The sequence below is a fragment of the Sphingosinicella sp. YJ22 genome (assembly GCF_011320075.1).
Classification (GTDB): Bacteria; Pseudomonadota; Alphaproteobacteria; order Sphingomonadales; family Sphingomonadaceae; genus Allosphingosinicella.
This window is the reverse complement of record NZ_JAANPA010000011.1, coordinates 40,568-56,258: the sequence shown is the minus strand read 5'-3', so window position 1 is coordinate 56,258 and position 15,691 is coordinate 40,568. Positions and strand designations below refer to the sequence as shown.

The window sequence follows — 15,691 nt, the reverse complement described above, 5'->3', positions numbered from 1 at the left end:
GCGGGGGACATCCCCCGCGCCTCCCCACGCGTCGCTCCGGGAGATCGGCATGCTGAAGGACCATGACAGCTCCGCCATCGTCGCGGTCAGTAACCTCGACCGTGCCCGCGCTTTCTACGGCGACACGCTCGGCCTCGAGCGCGAGGACCAGGGCGGGGAGGAGGGCGTGATCGTCTACAAGACCGGCGCGACTCGCCTGACCGTCTATCGCTCCGAATTTGCCGGCACCAACCGCGCCAACGCCGTGGTGTGGGGAGTCGGCGGTGACCTCGACTCGATCGTCGCCGCGCTCGAGGCGAAGGGCGCCGCCTTCGAACATTATCCCGACATCGGCCGCCTCGAAGGCAACGTCCATCGCGCCGGCGATGCGAAGCTGGCCTGGCTCAAGGATCCCGACGGCAACATCCTCCATATCAACAGTTTTTAGCCCGCTTGATCCTGATCAAGACTCGCTCGCGCGGGCTTTGCTATAACGGCGCCATCGCCGGCCACCCTCTTGTGAGCATGCCGGCGCCTGAGAGACAGGGCGGACGCTTGTTCCCGCCGTCATCCGCGCTCCCGCTTGCAATGCCGGAGCCCGAGCTATGGAACTCACCTATTATCGCGAACGCGAGCAGCAGGAGCGGGCCTTCGCCGCCCAGGCTTTGAGCGAAGCCGCGCGCACCGCCCATCTCGATCTCGCCAAGCGCTACCGCGCGGTGATCGAAGCGCACGAGCGGCTCGAGCAGGTCGTCGAGAACCGGCCGAGCGCCGCCGCCTAGCTTTCCTCGCAGGCGCAGCAGAAAGGCCGCCCGGTCGCCCGGACGGCCTTGAGTGCAGCTGTTGCGCCGCGGTCTAGCGCTGCGAGTCGCGGGCCTCGCCGCCGGTCATCTGGCCGCCGCTGACGTCGTCGTCGCGCTGCCGCGACGGATCGCCCTGCTGGCGCATGGTGTCGCCATGTTGTTCCTGTTGCTGCTGACGGTTCTGGTCGCTGCCGCCGCCCTGCTGCTGCCGGTCCATATCCTGCTGCTGCTGGCGTTGGCGGTTGCTGTCGTCATTCTGGCCGCCCTGCTGGCGGTTGCCGTCTTGGTCGTTCATGTCAGGCTCCGTTGTCTGCCCCTCAAGGCATCGTCAACGGACCCGTCTGTCCGGCGTTCCGGCGTCCGGCGCGCGCGCTCGTCCGCCTGTCGCATTGCGCCGATGCGCCGCCGCCCGCCCGCCTGGGCGGGCGGCGGATCGCGGGTCAGGCGGTGACCGTCGTCTCGCGGTGGACGAAGCCGAAATAGGCCGCGACGAGCGCGAGCGCGGCGTGCAGCCACACGTCGTTGCCGTGCAGCGGAACCAGGCCGAACAGGGTGTTGGTCTGCGGCAGCAGTCCGAGCACGGTGAGCAGCGCGTAGAGCACCGCGACGCCGCGGAAATAGCCGACCGCGCCGCCGGCCGAGCGATAGGCCATCACGCCCCACAGGCCGAACAGCAGGTGCACGATGTTGTGCAGAGTGTTCACCGGGAACAGCCCGAGCAGCATGGCCGAGCCATGGGTCATCGTCACGCCCTCATGGGTCGCGGGTTCGGCGATGCCGGGCACGAAGCCGAGCGCGCCGACGGCGAGAAACACGATGCCGAACAGAAGTGCGAAAGTACGGACCATGGCAGAACCCTCCCCTAACAGGCTTCCAAAGCACGCAGCCCGCGCTTGCACTCCGAGCGGGCGATGAGGCAGCCTAGTCGTTGTGGCTCCGCAATGGAAGCGCCGCCGCAGGACCGACTTACGGGACCGGAACATCCTGGGACAGCACCGGTTTTCACTCCAGTCCGGCGCCGGATCGCTGGTGCCGGCGTGCATCTGAACAGGGAGCTTCGCCATGGCTGTTTCCAGGATCGGCATGACTTCGTTGGCCGTCGCCGCGGGCCTCGCGCTCGCCGGCTGCGAGACCGTCGGCGACGCCGTCGGCGAGGGACTTCAGGCCGAATTGTCCGGCGCGATGGAGGTGCCGGGCCCGGGCGACCCCGACGGCACCGGCCGCGCCGAAGTGACCATCGTCGATCGCACCGACAATCTTTGCTACGTCGTCACCGTCGCCAATATCGAGCCCGCCACCGCGGCCCATATCCATCGCGGCGCGCGCGGGGTCGCCGGCCCGCCGGTGGTGACCATCGACGCGCCCGCCGACGGCGAGTCGCGCGGCTGCCTCAGCGTGCCGTCGGCGCTCGCCGACGAGATTGAGCGCGCGCCCGCCGGCTTCTACGTCAATGTCCACAACGCGCGTTATCCCAACGGCGCGGTGCGCGGGCAGCTGCGCCGCTGACCGTCAGGCCATGAAGGGCGGGTTGGGGATCGCCCGGGTGCCGGCGTGGAGCAGGTCCGACCAGCGCTTCGACACCTCGTTGAAATAGGCGTCGTCGCGCTCCACCCGGTGGCTCAGGATCGGCCGCCTGCGGTCGCTCGGCATCACCATCAGGTCGATCGGCCGGGCGACGCCGAGGTTCGACGCCATCGCCGCATCGAACGACAGGAATCCGCATTTGACCGCCTCGGCCAGCGGCGTGTCGCTGCGCACTTCGCGGTCGAGGATCGGCCGGCCATATTTGGTCTCGCCGATCTGAAAGAACGGCACTTCCGGCTTGCACTGGATGAAGTTGCCGGCGTCGTACATCAGGAACAGGGCAGGGGGCTGGTTGCCGATTCGGCCGCCGAGCAGGATCGCCGAGTTCGCCGAGATGTTGAGGCTCTCGAGCGCCCTGCCGACGCTTCGGCCGGCGATCTGGATCGCCTCGCCGACCAGCTGCGCGGCGCGGAACATGGTGCCGGCCTCGTGCAGGCTGCGGCGCATCTCGCCCTCCGGCCCTTCCGCGGCGAGCCCTTCGCAAATCAAAGTCATCACCGTCTGCGTGACCGACAGATTGCCCGCGGTGCAGGCGTAGATGGTCCGGTCGGGACCTTCGGCGAGCAGGTGGAGCTTCTTGTACATCGAGAAATTGTCGACCCCGGCATTGGTCCGGGTGTCGGCCATCATGACGAGCCCCTCGTCGAGCAGCATCCCCAGGCAATAGGTCATCCCAAGTCCCCTTTGGTCCGTGCAGCCGTCGTTGCTGCGCTTCTCGCAATCACGGACGCGAAAGTCACGACTGGCTCTGCCGCTGTTGCTGGCGTCGGCCTACCTCCTTCACCTCGACATCGACGCTGTGCGACTGGTCGCCGCCACCGGCGACCCGGCCGGAGAAGGGGGCGGCGTCGTGATAGTCGAGTCCGCAGGCGACCCGGACATAGGCCGCGTCGGTGGAGATGCCGTGGGTCGGATCGTAGCCGATCCAGCCGAGGTCGCGGTCCCACGCCTCCGCCCAGGCATGGGTGGCCGGCTGGCGATGCTCGCCGTCGCGCCGGTAGAGATGGCCGGACACGTAGCGGGCGGGAATGCCGAGCGCTCGGGCGGCGGCGATGAAGATGTGGGCGAAGTCCTGGCACACGCCGTGGCCCGCCTCGAACGCCTCGTCGGCGCTGGTGTCGAGCTCGGTGGCCTCGGCGTCGAAGCGCATGCGCAGGAACAGCCGGTCGTTGAGATGATGCAGGATCGCCCGGTCGTCATGATCGTGCTTGCGCAGGGCATGGACGAGGGGGGCGAGCGACCGTCCCGCCTCGGTCAGCGGAGTCGCGCGCAGGAAGACCTGCGGCGGCAGGTCGTACGGCACCTCGCCGACGATACCTGCGCGGTCCTCGGTCAGCACCCGGCCGGTGACTCTGACTTCGAGTCCGCCCGGCGGCCGGTCCATGTAGAGCATGTGGACGATATTGCCGAAGCCGTCGCGATGCTCGCGCAGCCGCGCGTCGCTGTCGACGTCGATGCGCCAGTCCAGCACCGTCTGGCCGGCGAAGCTGTGCGGAGTCACGCGCAGCAGCTGGATCAGCCGAGTCGCCGGCTCGGGATAATGATAGACGGTAGTGTAGCGGATACCGAGCTGCATCAGGCGAACCGGAACTGGTGGGCGATGGCGGCGCCGAGCGCGTTGTTCTCGCGCACGAACCGCTGCAACCATTCGTGCAGCCCGCGCTGGAACAGGGCGTCGATATCGTCGCCCTCGACCGCGGTCAGGCGCTGCCGTGCGAGGCGGTCGGCCTCGCCCTGGCGGCCGGTGCGGGCGCCGCACTCGGCGAGCAGCTCGACCGTCTCGGCGGCGCAGAAATGGAGCGAGCGCGGCAGCTCGCGGCGGAACACCAGCAGGTCGGCGACCCACCACGGCGCGAGCCCCTGCGGGTAGAGCAGGCGGTAGGCGAGCCGCGCCGAGACGATGTGGAGGATGGTGTCCCACTGGTCGCGGTCGAGGGTGCCGCCAACCTGCTCTCCTTCCGGCAGAAGCAGGTAATATTTGACGTCGAGCAGGCGCGCCGTGTTGTCGGCGCGCTCGATCAGGGTGCCGAGCCGGATGAACCAATAGGCCTCGGCGCGAAGCATTCGGGTGAGGGCGCCCTCGAAGCCGCGCGCCTCGGCCTTGAGCGCGTCGACGAGAGTGAGGGTGGCCTGGGTGCCGCCGGGGCTGGCGCGGCCGCGAATGGTGAGCCAGGCGCGGTTGATCGCTTCCCATACCTCGCGCGACAAGGCGTTGCGCGCGGCGCGGGCATTGTCGCGGGCGCGGGCGAGGCAGGAGCGCACCGACCCGTCATTGGCGTCGCTGAGCGTGAGATAGCGGCGCGCCGCGAATGCTCCGAAATTCTCCTGGGTCGCCTCGAACCCCGGCATTGCGCCGACCACGGCGAGGGCGCTGCGCCAGGTCTGGTCGCTCTCCGCCCGAGTGCCCAGCGAATCGAGCCGGATCGTCGCCTCGACCAGGCTGGTGGTGAACTCGGCGCGCTCCATATAGCGGCCGATCCAGAACAGGTTGGTGGCGGTGCGCGACAGCATCAGCCGGTCGTTCTGCCCGGCGCCGCGTCGGCGAGGATGAAGCTGTCCTTGGTGCCGCCGCCCTGGCTCGAATTGACGACCAGCGAGCCTTCGCGAAGCGCCACCCGGGTGAGTCCGCCGGGCACGGTCACCACCCGGTCCGGCCCGCTCAGCACGAACGGGCGAAAGTCGACATGGCGCGGCACGATGCCCTTGGCGGTGATGGTCGGGACGGTCGACAGGGCGAGGGTCGGCTGCGCGATGTAGCGGTGCGGCTCGGCGACCAGCGCGGCGCGGAAGTCCTCGATCTGCTTGTGCGTCGAGGCCGGCCCGACCAGCATCCCGTAGCCGCCGGAGCCGTCGACCAGCTTGACCACGAGCTCGGGCAAATGGTCGAGGACATATTTGAGCGCGGAGGGGTCGCGGCAGCACCAGGTCTCGACGTTGGGGAGCTTGGCGTCCTCGCCGGCATAATAGCGGACGATCTGCGGCATGTAGGAGTAGATCGCCTTGTCGTCGGCGATGCCGGTGCCCGGCGCGTTGGCGATGGTGACGTTGCCGGCGAGATAGGCGGCGATCAGCCCGGGCACGCCGAGCATCGAATCGGGCCGGAACACGAGCGGATCGAGGAAGGCATCGTCGACTCGGCGGTAGATGACGTCGACCCGCACCCGGCCCTCGGTGGTGCGCATCCACACCACGTCGTCGTCGACCTCGAGGTCGCGGCCCTCGACCAGCTCGATGCCCATATTGTCGGCCAGGAAGCTGTGCTCGTAGAAGGCCGAATTGTGATGGCCGGGCGTCAGCAGCACGCAGACCGGTTCGCGGCCCCGATGGGGCGCGGCCGCGAACAAGGTTTCATGCAGCAGCTCCGGATAGGAATCGACGGGCTCGACCGCGAAGATCTCGAACAGCTCGGGGCAAAGCCGAAGCATCGCCTCACGATTCTCGAGCATGTAGGAGACGCCCGACGGCGTTCGGACATTGTCCTCCAGCACATAGAATTCGTCCGGCCCGGTGCGAACGATGTCGATGCCGCAGATATGGGTGTAGATCCCGTGGGGCGGCCGCGCCCCGGCGACGCCCGCGCAGAATCGCGGGTTGGCGAGCACCACGTCGGCCGGCACCACGCCGTCGGCGATGATCCGCCGAGCGCCATAGACGTCGTCGACGAAGGCGTTGATCGCCCGCACCCGCTGCTCGAGCCCTTCCGACAGGCGCCGCCATTCGGCGGCGGCGAAGATTCGCGGGATGATGTCGAACGGGATGATGCGCTCGGCCGCTTCCTCGTCGCCATAGACGTTGAAGGTGATGCCCATCTGGCGGAAGGCGGCCTCGGCGGTCTGCTGGCGGCGGTCGAGCTCGGCGGGCGGGGTGGCCTTGAGCCAGCCGGCGAGCGCCTCGAAACCCTCGCGCGCCGCGGCGTTGCGCCGGCCGCCACCCCAGAGCTCGTCGAACGCCGCGCCTGCCATCGCCCCTCGCTCGGTCGGCCCATGACAGGCCGCGCCGGTTACAATGCCTGAACGCGGCAAAAACCCCAAATGCGCACAAGGTTGCGCGGGCGCCGACATTCACCTCGCGTTCACGCGCCAAACCGCTTCAATCATGCTCCCTTCCGACAGGCTCAGGACAAGCCTTGGCCTCCCCCCAAGCACCCGCTAAGAAGCCCGCCATGCTGAAGAACAATCGTCCGCTGCTTGCCCTCGCGCTCGGCGCCGCAATCATCCCGCTCGCCGGCTGCGCCAGCGGTTTCGGGAGCACCCGGGCCGACACGCGCTATGTCGCGCGCGACGTCAACACGCTGTACAATGCGGGCTACGACCGGCTTCAGCGGGGCGATTACACGACCGCCGCGGCGATCTTCGACGAGGTCGAGCGCCAGCATCCCTATTCGATCTGGGCGCGGCGGGCGCAGTTGATGAGCGCCTTCTCTTATTATGCGGTCCGCGATTACCAGAAGTCGATCGACGCCTCGCGCCGCTTCCTCGCCATTCACCCGGGCAACCGCTCGGCGCCCTACGCCCTCTATCTGATCGCGCTCAGCCAATATGAGCAGATCAGCGACGTCACCCGCGACCAGGGCATCACTCAGCAGGCGCTGGCCTCGCTCGGCGAGGTCATCCGGCGCTATCCGAATTCGCCTTATGCCGACGACGCGCGGCTGAAGGTCGACCTCGTCCGCGACCATCTCGCCGGCAAGGAGATGGAAGTCGGCCGCTTCTACCAGCGCCGCCGCCAGTGGCTCGCCTCGGTCCACCGCTTCCGCACCGTCATCGACACCTACCAGACGACGACTCACGTTCCGGAAGCGTTGATGCGTCTCACGGAATCCTATGTCGCCCTCGGCATCCCGATCGAGGCGCAGCGCTCGGCCGCCGTGCTCGGCGCCAACTATCCGTCGACCGTCTGGTATCGCCGCGCCTACGAGTTGATGCAGGACTATCCCAACATGCGGCCGCTGCGCGCCGAGCCGGTTCCGCAGCCGACCCCGGCGGCCGCGGCGAGCAACGAGCCGCCGCAGCAGCCGGTCGGCCCGCCGCCGACGCCCGAGGTTGGCAGTCCGTCCGAGCCGCAGCCCGATCCGAATCCGACTCCGGGCAACTGAGGCGGTTCCCCGCGAGCGCGAGTTTGAATTAAGAGGGCGGTGAATGCTGACCGCCCTCTCCATCCGCGATGTCGTCCTGATCGAGACGCTGGACCTGGAGTTCGGCGACGGCCTCGGCGTGCTCACCGGCGAGACCGGGGCAGGCAAGTCGATCCTGCTCGACGCCTTGGGCCTCGCATTGGGCGCCCGCGCCGACAGCGGCCTCGTGCGCAGCGGCCAGGCGCAGGCGGCGGTCACCGTCACCTTCGAGGTGGCGCGCGACCATCCGGTCCATGCCCTGCTCGACGGCAACGGCCTTGCCGGCGAGTCGGGTGAGCCGATCGTCGTTCGCCGCCTGGTCAAGGCCGACGGCGGCAGCCGCGCCTTCGTCAACGACCAGCCGGTCTCGGCCGGCCTGCTCCGCGAGCTTGGCCCGACCCTGGTCGAGATCCACGGCCAGCATGACGACCGTGGCCTCCTCAATCCGCGCGGCCACCGCGCCCTGCTCGACACGTTCGGCGGAATCGACACCGCCGCGACGGCAAGCGCCTGGACGCGCCTGCGCTCGGCGGAAACGGCGCTGGAGGAGGCGCGCGCGGTGGTCGAGGCGGCGGAGCGCGACCGCGAATGGCTCGAACATGCCGTCGGCGAGCTCGAAGGGCTCGCTCCCGGCGAGGGCGAGGACGCCCATCTCGCCGAGCTGCGCGCCTCGATGCAGACCGGCGCCCGTCTCGGCGAGGAGCTTGCGGCCGTCGAATCCCTCCTCGGCGGCTCCGAAGGCGGCCTCGCCCAGCTTCGCCAGGCGTCGCGCCGGCTCGACCGGATGGCGCCCGAGCACGAACATCTCGCCACCGCGCTGGCCGCATTGGACCGCGCCGTCATCGAGGCGAGCGAGGCCGAGGACGCGCTGGAGCGGGCGCGCGAGGCGCTTTCCTTCGATCCGGCGCGGCTGGAGGAAGCCGAGGCGCGACTGTTCGACATCCGCGCCGCCGCCCGCAAGCACCGCGTCGAGCCGGACGCGCTTCCCGCGCTACTCGCCGAGCTGCGCGAGCGTCTCCAGGCAGTCGAAGCCGGCGGGGAGCGCCTGCACGAACTGGAGCGCGCCGTCGCGGCCGAGCGCTCGGCCTATGACGATGCAGCCGACGCCCTGAGCGCCCGGCGCCGCGCCGCGGCCGAACGGCTCGACGCCGCCGTCGCCACCGAATTGAAGCCGCTGAAACTCGACTCCGCCCGCTTCCGCACCGTCCTCGTCCCCGCCGAGCCGGGAGCTTCGGGCCGCGACCGCGTCGAATTCGAGATATCTACCAATCCCGGCGCGCCGTTCGGTGGCCTGTCCAAGATCGCCAGCGGCGGCGAGCTGTCGCGCTTCATTCTCGCGCTGAAGGTCGCGCTGGCGGAATCGGGCGGGGCGACGACGATGATCTTCGACGAGATCGACCGCGGCGTCGGCGGCGCCGTCGCGAGCGCGATCGGCGAGCGCCTCCACCGCCTCGCCGAACGAAGCCAAGTCCTCGTCGTCACCCACTCGCCCCAGGTCGCCGCCCGCGGCCGCGCCCACCTGCTCATCGAGAAGAGCCACGACGGCACCGTCACCCGAACCAGCGTCCACGCCCTCGACGACGCCCGCCGCCGCGAGGAGATCGCCCGAATGCTCTCAGGCGCCGAGATCACCGACGAGGCGCGGGCGCAGGCCGGGCGGCTGCTGGAGGCGGCGTGATGAGGACTTGGCTCTTGGTCGCAGGCCTCGGCGCAATGGTTGGCTGCTCGCAACCGCATCGCTTCGAGGTCGATATCAGCGGTGTTGAAGTCGATCGCGCTGAATTGACCCTCTACAACGAGACGACCGCCATGACGCACGAGGGAAATATCGTGTCCGCCGAGCGAGCAAATCGGGCTGACGGATCGGGACAGATTGCCATCTACCGCGTTGGTGGTGAGCCAATCATCTGTCCGATTGGCTACGTTTCCAGCGGGGAGAGCGAGCCCCATCGTTTCGTCACGCGCAACGGCACATGCCAGCCCGTATGACCGAAGCCGAAGCCGCCGAGCGTCTGGCCTTTCTCGCCGCCGAGATCGCGCGGCACAACGCGCTCTATCATACCGACGACGCGCCGGAGATTTCGGACGCGGAGTATGACGCTTTGGGGCGGGAGAATGCCGCGCTGGAGAAGCAATTCCCCCACCTCGTGCGCGCGGATTCGCCGTCGCGGCAGGTCGGCGCGGCGCCCGCGGCGCATCTGTCCAAGGTCCGCCACGCGCTGCCGATGCTCAGCCTCGACAACGCCTTCGCGGACGAGGACGTCGCCGACTTCATCGACCGGGTGCGGCGCTATTTGAACCTGCCGACGGACGCGGAGGTCGCGCTCACCGCCGAGCCGAAGATCGACGGCCTGTCCTGCTCGCTTCGCTACGAGAAGGGCGTGCTCGTCCTCGCCGCCACGCGCGGCGACGGCACCACCGGCGAGGTGGTGACCGACAATGTCCGGACCATCCCCGACGTGCCGCAGCGCCTTGCCGGCGACGTGCCCGAAATGTTCGAGGTGCGCGGCGAGGTCTATATGTCGAAGGCCGATTTCGCGGCCCTCAACTCCCGCCTGCTCGCCGAGGCCGACGACCCCGAGAAGGCGCGCCAGTTCGCCAATCCGCGCAATGCCGCCGCCGGCTCGCTCCGTCAGAAGGACGCGGGCGTCACCGCTACGCGGCCTTTGCGCTTCTATGCTCATGGCTGGGGCGAGGTGTCGGCGCTTCCCGCCGACACGCAGCTTGGGGTCATGCGGGCGATCGCAAGCTGGGGCCTGCCGATCGCTCAGGACCTCGGTCGCTTCACCGATCTCGACGGCCTGCTCGGCCATTATCGCGCGATCGAGGCCAAGCGCGCCGACCTGCCGTTCGACATCGACGGCGTGGTCTACAAGGTCGACCGGCTCGACTGGCAACAGCGCCTCGGCTTCGTCGCCCGAGCGCCGCGCTGGGCGATCGCCCACAAATTCCCCGCCGAGAAGGCCGAGACCGAGCTCGTCGCGATCGACATCCAGGTCGGCCGCACCGGCAAGCTCACCCCGGTCGCGCGACTGAAGCCGGTCAGCGTCGGCGGGGTCACCGTCACCAACGCGACGCTTCACAACAAGGACGAGATCAAGCGGCTCGGAGTGCGTCCCGGCGACCGGGTCCTCATCCAGCGCGCCGGCGACGTCATCCCCCAGGTGCTGGAGAACCGCACCCCCGAGGCCGCCCGCCCGCCCTACGTTTTCCCGACCCATTGCCCCGAATGCGGCTCCGAAGCGGTGCGCGAGGAGGGCGAGGTCGACGTGCGCTGCACCGGCGGCCTGATCTGCCCCGCCCAGCGCGTCGAGCGCCTTCGCCATTTCGTCAGCCGCCACGCGCTCGACATCGAAGGGCTCGGAATCACCCATATCGAAAGCTTCTTCCGCGACGGCCTGCTCCAGTCGCCGGCCGACATCTTCAAGCTCACCAAGGAGAAGCTGCTCAGCCGCGAGCGCTGGGCGGAGATCTCCGCTCAGAACCTCGTCGCCGCGATCGACGCCAAGCGCCGCCCACCGCTCGACCGCCTCCTCTACGCGCTCGGCATCCGCCATGTCGGCGAGGTCACCGCCCGCGACCTCGCCCGCCGCTACCGAAGCTGGGAAGCCTTCATGGCCATGATCGACTCGGCGCTCGCCATCCGCGCCGACATCCAGCCGGTGCTCGGCGAGGACGAGCGCAAGTGCCTCCAACGCCGCAACAAGGCGGTCGTCGAGGCGGTCGCGACTCCCAACATCGGCCCCGAGGTCGCCAACGCGATCCTCGATTTCTTCGAGGAGCCGCACAATCGCGAGGTCGTGAGCGACATCCTCGCGGCCGGAGTCGAGATCGAGGACGTCGTCCACGAGGTCCGGGAATCGCCGGTGACCGGCAAGACGGTCGTCTTCACCGGAAGCCTCGAGGAGCTGTCCCGCGACGAGGCCAAGGCCCAGGCGGAATCGCTTGGCGCCAAGGTCGCCGGCTCGGTCTCGGCCAAGACCGACCTCGTCGTCGCCGGCCCCGGCGCGGGCTCCAAGCTCAAGAAGGCCGCCGACCTCGGCATCGAGGTGATCGACGAAGCCGCCTGGCTGGAGATCGTGCGCGCCGCCCGCGGCTAGGCGCTTCGTATCGCCCGCCGATCCTGCTATCCTCGGAGCGATCAAGGAGGCGTGCATGAAGATTGCCCTTCTCGTCGCGGCGCTGGCCGCTCAGGCCACGGCCCCGGCGCAAACGCCGACCGCCGAGGCGCCCGCAGAGCCCCAGCGCGCCGCGCGCAACATGCTGCAGGAGTCCCGTCCCGGCTGCACCCCGATCGTGGTTCAGGTGTCAGGCGAGAACCGGCGCTACGAAGGCACCCGGCTCGACCAGCAGCCGCCGGCGCAATTGCTCTACGCGGTCGATCGCAACGTCGACGGCTGCCGCGAGGTGACCTTCGTCAATGACGAGGATCGCCAGCGGGTGCAGCGGGGCCGCTGATCATGATGTGGGCGGCCGCGCTGATCCTGCTCCAGGGCGCGCAGCCCGCACCGCCGCAGCAGACGGAGCGAACCGGGGCGCCGTCCCGATGGGGCGCATGCGTCGAGGAAGAATCCTGGCGGCGCGACGACTGGTCGGCCGGACGTCCGGGCGCTCAGCGGCTCGGCGACCTGCCGGCGGGCGAGCTGGTCGAGGCGGTGCTTCGCGAAGTCGACCGCTGCGAGAGCGCCGCTCCCGCGCCGCCCGCGCCGCGTCGGCCGGAAAAGCCCGCGGGCTAGCTCAGCGCGGCCGGCGCAGGACGAGCGTCGGCCAGTCCCCCCGACTGATCGTGAAGCGCATCCGAAGGCCCTCGCGGCGATAGGCCGCCTGCACCCGCGCCGCCTGGCTGTCGAGCAGGCCGGCGAGGATCAGCCGCCCGCCCGGCGCCAGCGCCGCCGACAGCGACGGCGCCAGAGTGATCAGCGGGCCCGCGAGGATGTTGGCGATGATGAGGTCGTAAGGCGCCCGCGCCTTGAGCCGCGCATGGTCGAGACCCGGCGCCGTCACCGTGTCGAGCGCACCGGGGCCGCGGCCGAGCCGAACCGCGTTGATCGCTGCATTTTCGCGCGTGACGTCGACGGCGATGGGATCGATGTCCGACGCCATCGCCCGGGCGCCCGGCCACAGCCTCAGGCCGGCGAAGGCGAGCAGGCCGGTGCCGGTGCCGACATCGACCAGGTTGCGCGCGACGAAGCCCTCGCGCTTCAGCCGGTCGAGCGCGATCAGGCAGCCGGTCGTGGTCTCGTGCTGGCCGGTGCCGAAGGCGCGGCCGGCGTCGATCTCCAGCGCGACCGCGCCGTCGGGCGCCGAGCCGCGATGCGCCGGTGTGTGAACATAGAAACGCCCGGCCTGGATCGGCTCGAGGCCCTGCTGGCTCAGGGTCACCCAGTCCTGGTCGGCGATCTCCTCGATCACCGGCTTCGCGCCCGCCGCGCTCGGCGCCAGCGCCTGCAGCGCCGCGATCTCCGACTTGCCCGGCTTGGCCTCGAAATAGGCGTCGAGCCGCCAGTCTTCCTCGGTCTCTTCGCTGGTCATCAGCGTCGGCGGCTCGTCCATCAGCGCGAGCGGGCTGATGTCGCTGCCGAGCTGCTCGGCCTCGGCCTTGGTGCAGGGCAGGGTGAGCTTCCAGGTCATCAGCGCACGAAGCTCGCGCCGTTGACGTCGATTACGCTTCCGGTCGCCGACGCGGGCGCGTCGACCGCCATCCAGCGCACCGTCTCGGCGACCTCGTCGGGCATCGCCACGCGGCCCAGGGGGATGTCGGCGAGCAGCTTCGATCCGCCGCGGCTCTCGACATAATCCTCGGCCATCCCGGTCATGGTGAAGCCGGGGCACACGGCGAAGGCGAGGATGTTCTCGCCGGCGTAGCCGCGGGCGATGGTCTTGGTCATGCCGATCATGCCGGCCTTGGACGCGGCGTAATGCCAGTGCTGGGGACTGTCGCCGCGATAGGCGGCGCGGCTCGCGACGTTGACGATCCGCCCGCCGCCCGTCTCGCGGAAGTGGAGGACGGCGAGCCGGCTCAAGGCGGCAGAGGCGGTGAGGTTCACCTGCATGGTCCGCTCCCAGCCCGCGAGCCATGCCTCGTCGCCCTGCTCGATCGGAGTCGCCTCGAACATGCCGGCATTGTTGACCAGAACGTCGATGCGCCCGCCGAGCCGGCCCATCGCCTCCCACCACAAGGCGGTGACCTGGTCGGTGTCGCTGAAATCCGCGGCGATCTCGCCCTCGTCGCCGCGCGTCGAGTGGCCGACGACATTGTGGCCGTTGAGGGCGGCGCGGATCGCGGCGCCGATGCCGCGGCTGGTGCCGGTGACGAGGATGTTGAGGGGAGCGCTCATGGCAGCGCCCTAGGCGGCAGGCCTTTCGCCAGCAAGCCCGCCCGCAGCGGCTTCTCTGTAGGCCGATGACGGGTTAAGCCTTGCCGATCCTCGCGGGGAGCTCAGGGCGGGGACGCAAGAGGGGGGAAGCGTGATGATGAAGCTGCTCGTCTTCATCCTCGCCTGTTTCGCGGCGACCGCCGCTCAGGCGCAGGATCTGGTGCTTCGGGGCGGCACCGTCGTCAATCCGGATGGCAGCGCGCCGATCGCCAATGCCGTCGTCGTGGTCCGCGGTGGCCGCATCGTCCAGGTCGGCCGGGCGGGAAGGGTGCGCATCCCGGAAGGCGTCCAGGTGATCGACTCGACCGGCAAGTGGATCGTGCCCGGCTACATCGATTCGCACGTCCATTTCTTCCAGTCTGGCGGCCTCTACACCCGCCCCGACGGAATCGATCTGCGCCGCGCCGTGCCCTACGAATCCGAGATCGCGGCGATCCGGGGCCGGCTCGACGAGACCTTCGCCCGCTATCTGGCGAGCGGAGTCACGGCCGTCGCCGACGTCGGCGGCCCGATGGAGAATTTCGAGGTGCGCGCCCGCAGCGCCGCCAATCCGCGCGCGCCGCGCGTCGGGGTGGCCGGGCCGCTGATCTCGACCTGGCGTCCGCCGGTGCTCGCCGATGTCGCCGACCCGCCGATCATCGCCGCGACCACGCCCGAGGAGGCGCGGGCGCTGGTCCGCACCCAGGTCGCGCGGCGGCCGGACTTCATCAAGCTGTGGTACGTCGTTCGCCCCGGCGAGACCGCGCAGCAATTCCTGCCGGTGGTCCGCGCCGCGATCGAGGAGGCCCATTCGGCCGGCATCCGCGTCGCCGTCCACGCGACCGAGCTTGAGACGGCGCGCGCCGCTGTCGAGGCCGGCGCCGACCTCCTCGTCCATGGGGTCGAGGACCGCCCGGTCGATGCCGCGTTCATCGCCCTGCTGCGCCGCCGCGGCACCATCTACACGACCACGCTCGACGTCTATGGCGGCTATCTGCGCACCTTCACCCAGCAGCCGGGCTTCATCGAGCGCGAATATGCGTTGGCCGATCCGGACGTCATGGGTTCGCTCATGGACCTGCGCCATCTGCCGGACGACGTCGTCCCGGCCCCGATTCGGCAATTGGCCGGGAGGCCGGCGCCGGCGGAGCCTTTTGCGACCTTGCTCGCCAACCTGCGCACCGTGCGCGACGCCGGCATCCCCATCGCGATGGGGACCGACGCCGGCAATATCGGCACCTTGCCCGGTCCCTCCATCTACCGCGAGTTCGCGCAGATGGCGCGCGCCGGACTGACTCCGCGCGAGGTGCTGGCCAGCGCGACGATCACCGGCGCGCGCTTCCTCGGCCGCGCCGACGATCTCGGCCTCGTCGCACCCGGGCGGCTCGCCGACATGGTGGTCTTGGACGCCGATCCGCTCGCCGACGTCGCCAACCTGTCGCGGATCGCGATGGTGGTGAAGGACGGCCGCGCCTGGCGCCAGAGCGAGCTCGTCCCGGCGACGCCCGAGGAAATCGTCCAGCGCCAGCTCAACGCTTATAATGCGCGCGACCTGGAGGCGTTCATCGCCACCTATCATCCGGACGTGCAGATCTACGACTTTCCGGATGCGCCGACGATGCAGGGCCATGCGGCGATGCGCCGGCAATATGGCGCTATGTTCGAACGGGCGCCCGCTCTCCACGCGTACGTCCCGCGCCGGATCGCCGTCGGCAATTACGTGATCGACGAGGAGATCGTGAGCGGGCTGCCCGAGGGCCGACGAATCCGGGGCGCGGCCATATACGAGGTCCGCGACGGATTGATCACGCGCGTCTGGTTCACCCCGGCCGACGATTCGCCGGCCGGGTAAGCCG

The 15,691-nt window shown here is 69.7% G+C and carries 18 protein-coding genes; 10 read left to right on the top strand and 8 right to left on the bottom strand.

Annotated features, from left to right (window positions below; translation table 11 throughout):
• Nucleotides 1-49 precede the first annotated feature (49 nt).
• Nucleotides 50-427 carry a VOC family protein gene (locus G7B71_RS06005; RefSeq protein ID WP_166038888.1) on the top strand — a complete coding sequence of 126 codons (378 nt, stop codon included), beginning with the start codon at nt 50-52 and terminating at the stop codon, nt 425-427.
• A gap of 157 nt (nt 428-584) precedes the next feature.
• Complete coding sequence (locus G7B71_RS06000; protein ID WP_166038886.1) at nt 585-761, top strand: hypothetical protein; 177 nt, start codon at nt 585-587, stop codon at nt 759-761.
• A gap of 73 nt (nt 762-834) precedes the next feature.
• Here the strand turns inward: G7B71_RS06000 and G7B71_RS05995 are convergent, their stop codons facing one another.
• Both G7B71_RS05995 and G7B71_RS05990 read right to left on the bottom strand, forming a co-directional pair.
• Nucleotides 835-1,077: a hypothetical protein gene (locus G7B71_RS05995; RefSeq protein WP_166038884.1), complete on the bottom strand. Its 243-nt coding sequence runs from the start codon at nt 1,075-1,077 to the stop codon at nt 835-837.
• Nucleotides 1,078-1,222: 145 nt separating this feature from the next.
• Nucleotides 1,223-1,630, bottom strand: a complete 408-nt coding sequence (locus tag G7B71_RS05990; RefSeq protein ID WP_166038882.1) for a DUF4383 domain-containing protein — start codon at nt 1,628-1,630, stop codon at nt 1,223-1,225.
• A 214-nt stretch (nt 1,631-1,844) separates the two neighbouring features.
• Between G7B71_RS05990 and G7B71_RS05985 the strand changes: the two genes are divergently transcribed.
• Complete coding sequence (locus G7B71_RS05985) at nt 1,845-2,288, top strand: CHRD domain-containing protein (protein ID WP_166038880.1); 444 nt, start codon at nt 1,845-1,847, stop codon at nt 2,286-2,288.
• A 3-nt stretch (nt 2,289-2,291) separates the two neighbouring features.
• Here the strand turns inward: G7B71_RS05985 and G7B71_RS05980 are convergent, their stop codons facing one another.
• The 4 genes from G7B71_RS05980 to G7B71_RS05965 all read right to left on the bottom strand — a co-directional run bounded on the left by G7B71_RS05980 (nt 2,292) and on the right by G7B71_RS05965 (nt 6,328).
• Nucleotides 2,292-3,038, bottom strand: a complete 747-nt coding sequence (locus tag G7B71_RS05980; RefSeq protein ID WP_166038878.1) for a peptidase — start codon at nt 3,036-3,038, stop codon at nt 2,292-2,294.
• A gap of 64 nt (nt 3,039-3,102) precedes the next feature.
• Nucleotides 3,103-3,942 (bottom strand): transglutaminase family protein, encoded by an 840-nt coding sequence (locus G7B71_RS05975; protein WP_166038876.1) that lies wholly within the window; start codon nt 3,940-3,942, stop codon nt 3,103-3,105.
• A complete protein-coding gene (locus G7B71_RS05970; RefSeq protein ID WP_166038874.1) occupies nt 3,942-4,877 on the bottom strand; it encodes an alpha-E domain-containing protein in 936 nt (311 codons plus the stop codon). The genes G7B71_RS05975 and G7B71_RS05970 overlap by 1 nt, the downstream gene beginning before the upstream one ends.
• Entirely contained in the window at nt 4,877-6,328 is a 1,452-nt protein-coding gene (locus tag G7B71_RS05965) for a circularly permuted type 2 ATP-grasp protein (RefSeq protein ID WP_166038872.1), read from the bottom strand. Before G7B71_RS05965 ends, G7B71_RS05970 begins: the two co-directional genes overlap by 1 nt.
• Before the next feature lie 200 nt (nt 6,329-6,528).
• Between G7B71_RS05965 and G7B71_RS05960 the strand changes: the two genes are divergently transcribed.
• Genes G7B71_RS05960 through G7B71_RS05935 form a run of 6 tightly spaced genes read left to right on the top strand, consistent with a single transcriptional unit; the run spans nt 6,529 to nt 12,215 of the window.
• On the top strand, nt 6,529-7,461 hold the full coding sequence (locus tag G7B71_RS05960; RefSeq protein ID WP_166038871.1) for an outer membrane protein assembly factor BamD: 933 nt from the start codon (nt 6,529-6,531) through the stop codon (nt 7,459-7,461).
• Between the two features lie 43 nt (nt 7,462-7,504).
• On the top strand, nt 7,505-9,157 hold the full coding sequence (gene recN, locus G7B71_RS05955; protein WP_166038869.1) for a DNA repair protein RecN: 1,653 nt from the start codon (nt 7,505-7,507) through the stop codon (nt 9,155-9,157).
• Nucleotides 9,158-9,171: 14 nt separating this feature from the next.
• Complete coding sequence (locus G7B71_RS05950; protein WP_166038867.1) at nt 9,172-9,468, top strand: hypothetical protein; 297 nt, start codon at nt 9,172-9,174, stop codon at nt 9,466-9,468.
• Complete coding sequence (gene ligA / locus G7B71_RS05945; protein ID WP_207774723.1) at nt 9,465-11,579, top strand: NAD-dependent DNA ligase LigA; 2,115 nt, start codon at nt 9,465-9,467, stop codon at nt 11,577-11,579. The genes G7B71_RS05950 and ligA overlap by 4 nt, the downstream gene beginning before the upstream one ends.
• A 55-nt stretch (nt 11,580-11,634) precedes the next feature.
• Nucleotides 11,635-11,937 (top strand): hypothetical protein, encoded by a 303-nt coding sequence (locus G7B71_RS05940; RefSeq protein ID WP_166038863.1) that lies wholly within the window; start codon nt 11,635-11,637, stop codon nt 11,935-11,937.
• 2 nt (nt 11,938-11,939) lie between these two features.
• The gene (locus tag G7B71_RS05935) at nt 11,940-12,215 is read left to right on the top strand and encodes a hypothetical protein (protein WP_166038861.1); all 276 of its coding nucleotides are present in this window, start codon (nt 11,940-11,942) and stop codon (nt 12,213-12,215) included.
• 1 nt (nt 12,216) lies between these two features.
• On the opposite strand, the gene G7B71_RS05930 is transcribed toward G7B71_RS05935, so the two are convergent.
• Nucleotides 12,217-13,110, bottom strand: a complete 894-nt coding sequence (locus G7B71_RS05930; RefSeq protein ID WP_166038859.1) for a 50S ribosomal protein L11 methyltransferase — start codon at nt 13,108-13,110, stop codon at nt 12,217-12,219.
• Nucleotides 13,110-13,817 carry an SDR family oxidoreductase gene (locus tag G7B71_RS05925; RefSeq protein WP_166038857.1) on the bottom strand — a complete coding sequence of 236 codons (708 nt, stop codon included), beginning with the start codon at nt 13,815-13,817 and terminating at the stop codon, nt 13,110-13,112. Before G7B71_RS05925 ends, G7B71_RS05930 begins: the two co-directional genes overlap by 1 nt.
• Before the next feature lie 133 nt (nt 13,818-13,950).
• Here G7B71_RS05925 and G7B71_RS05920 point away from each other — a divergent pair, with 133 nt between their 5' ends.
• Nucleotides 13,951-15,687: an amidohydrolase family protein gene (locus G7B71_RS05920; protein WP_166038855.1), complete on the top strand. Its 1,737-nt coding sequence runs from the start codon at nt 13,951-13,953 to the stop codon at nt 15,685-15,687.
• Nucleotides 15,688-15,691: the final 4 nt, after the last annotated feature.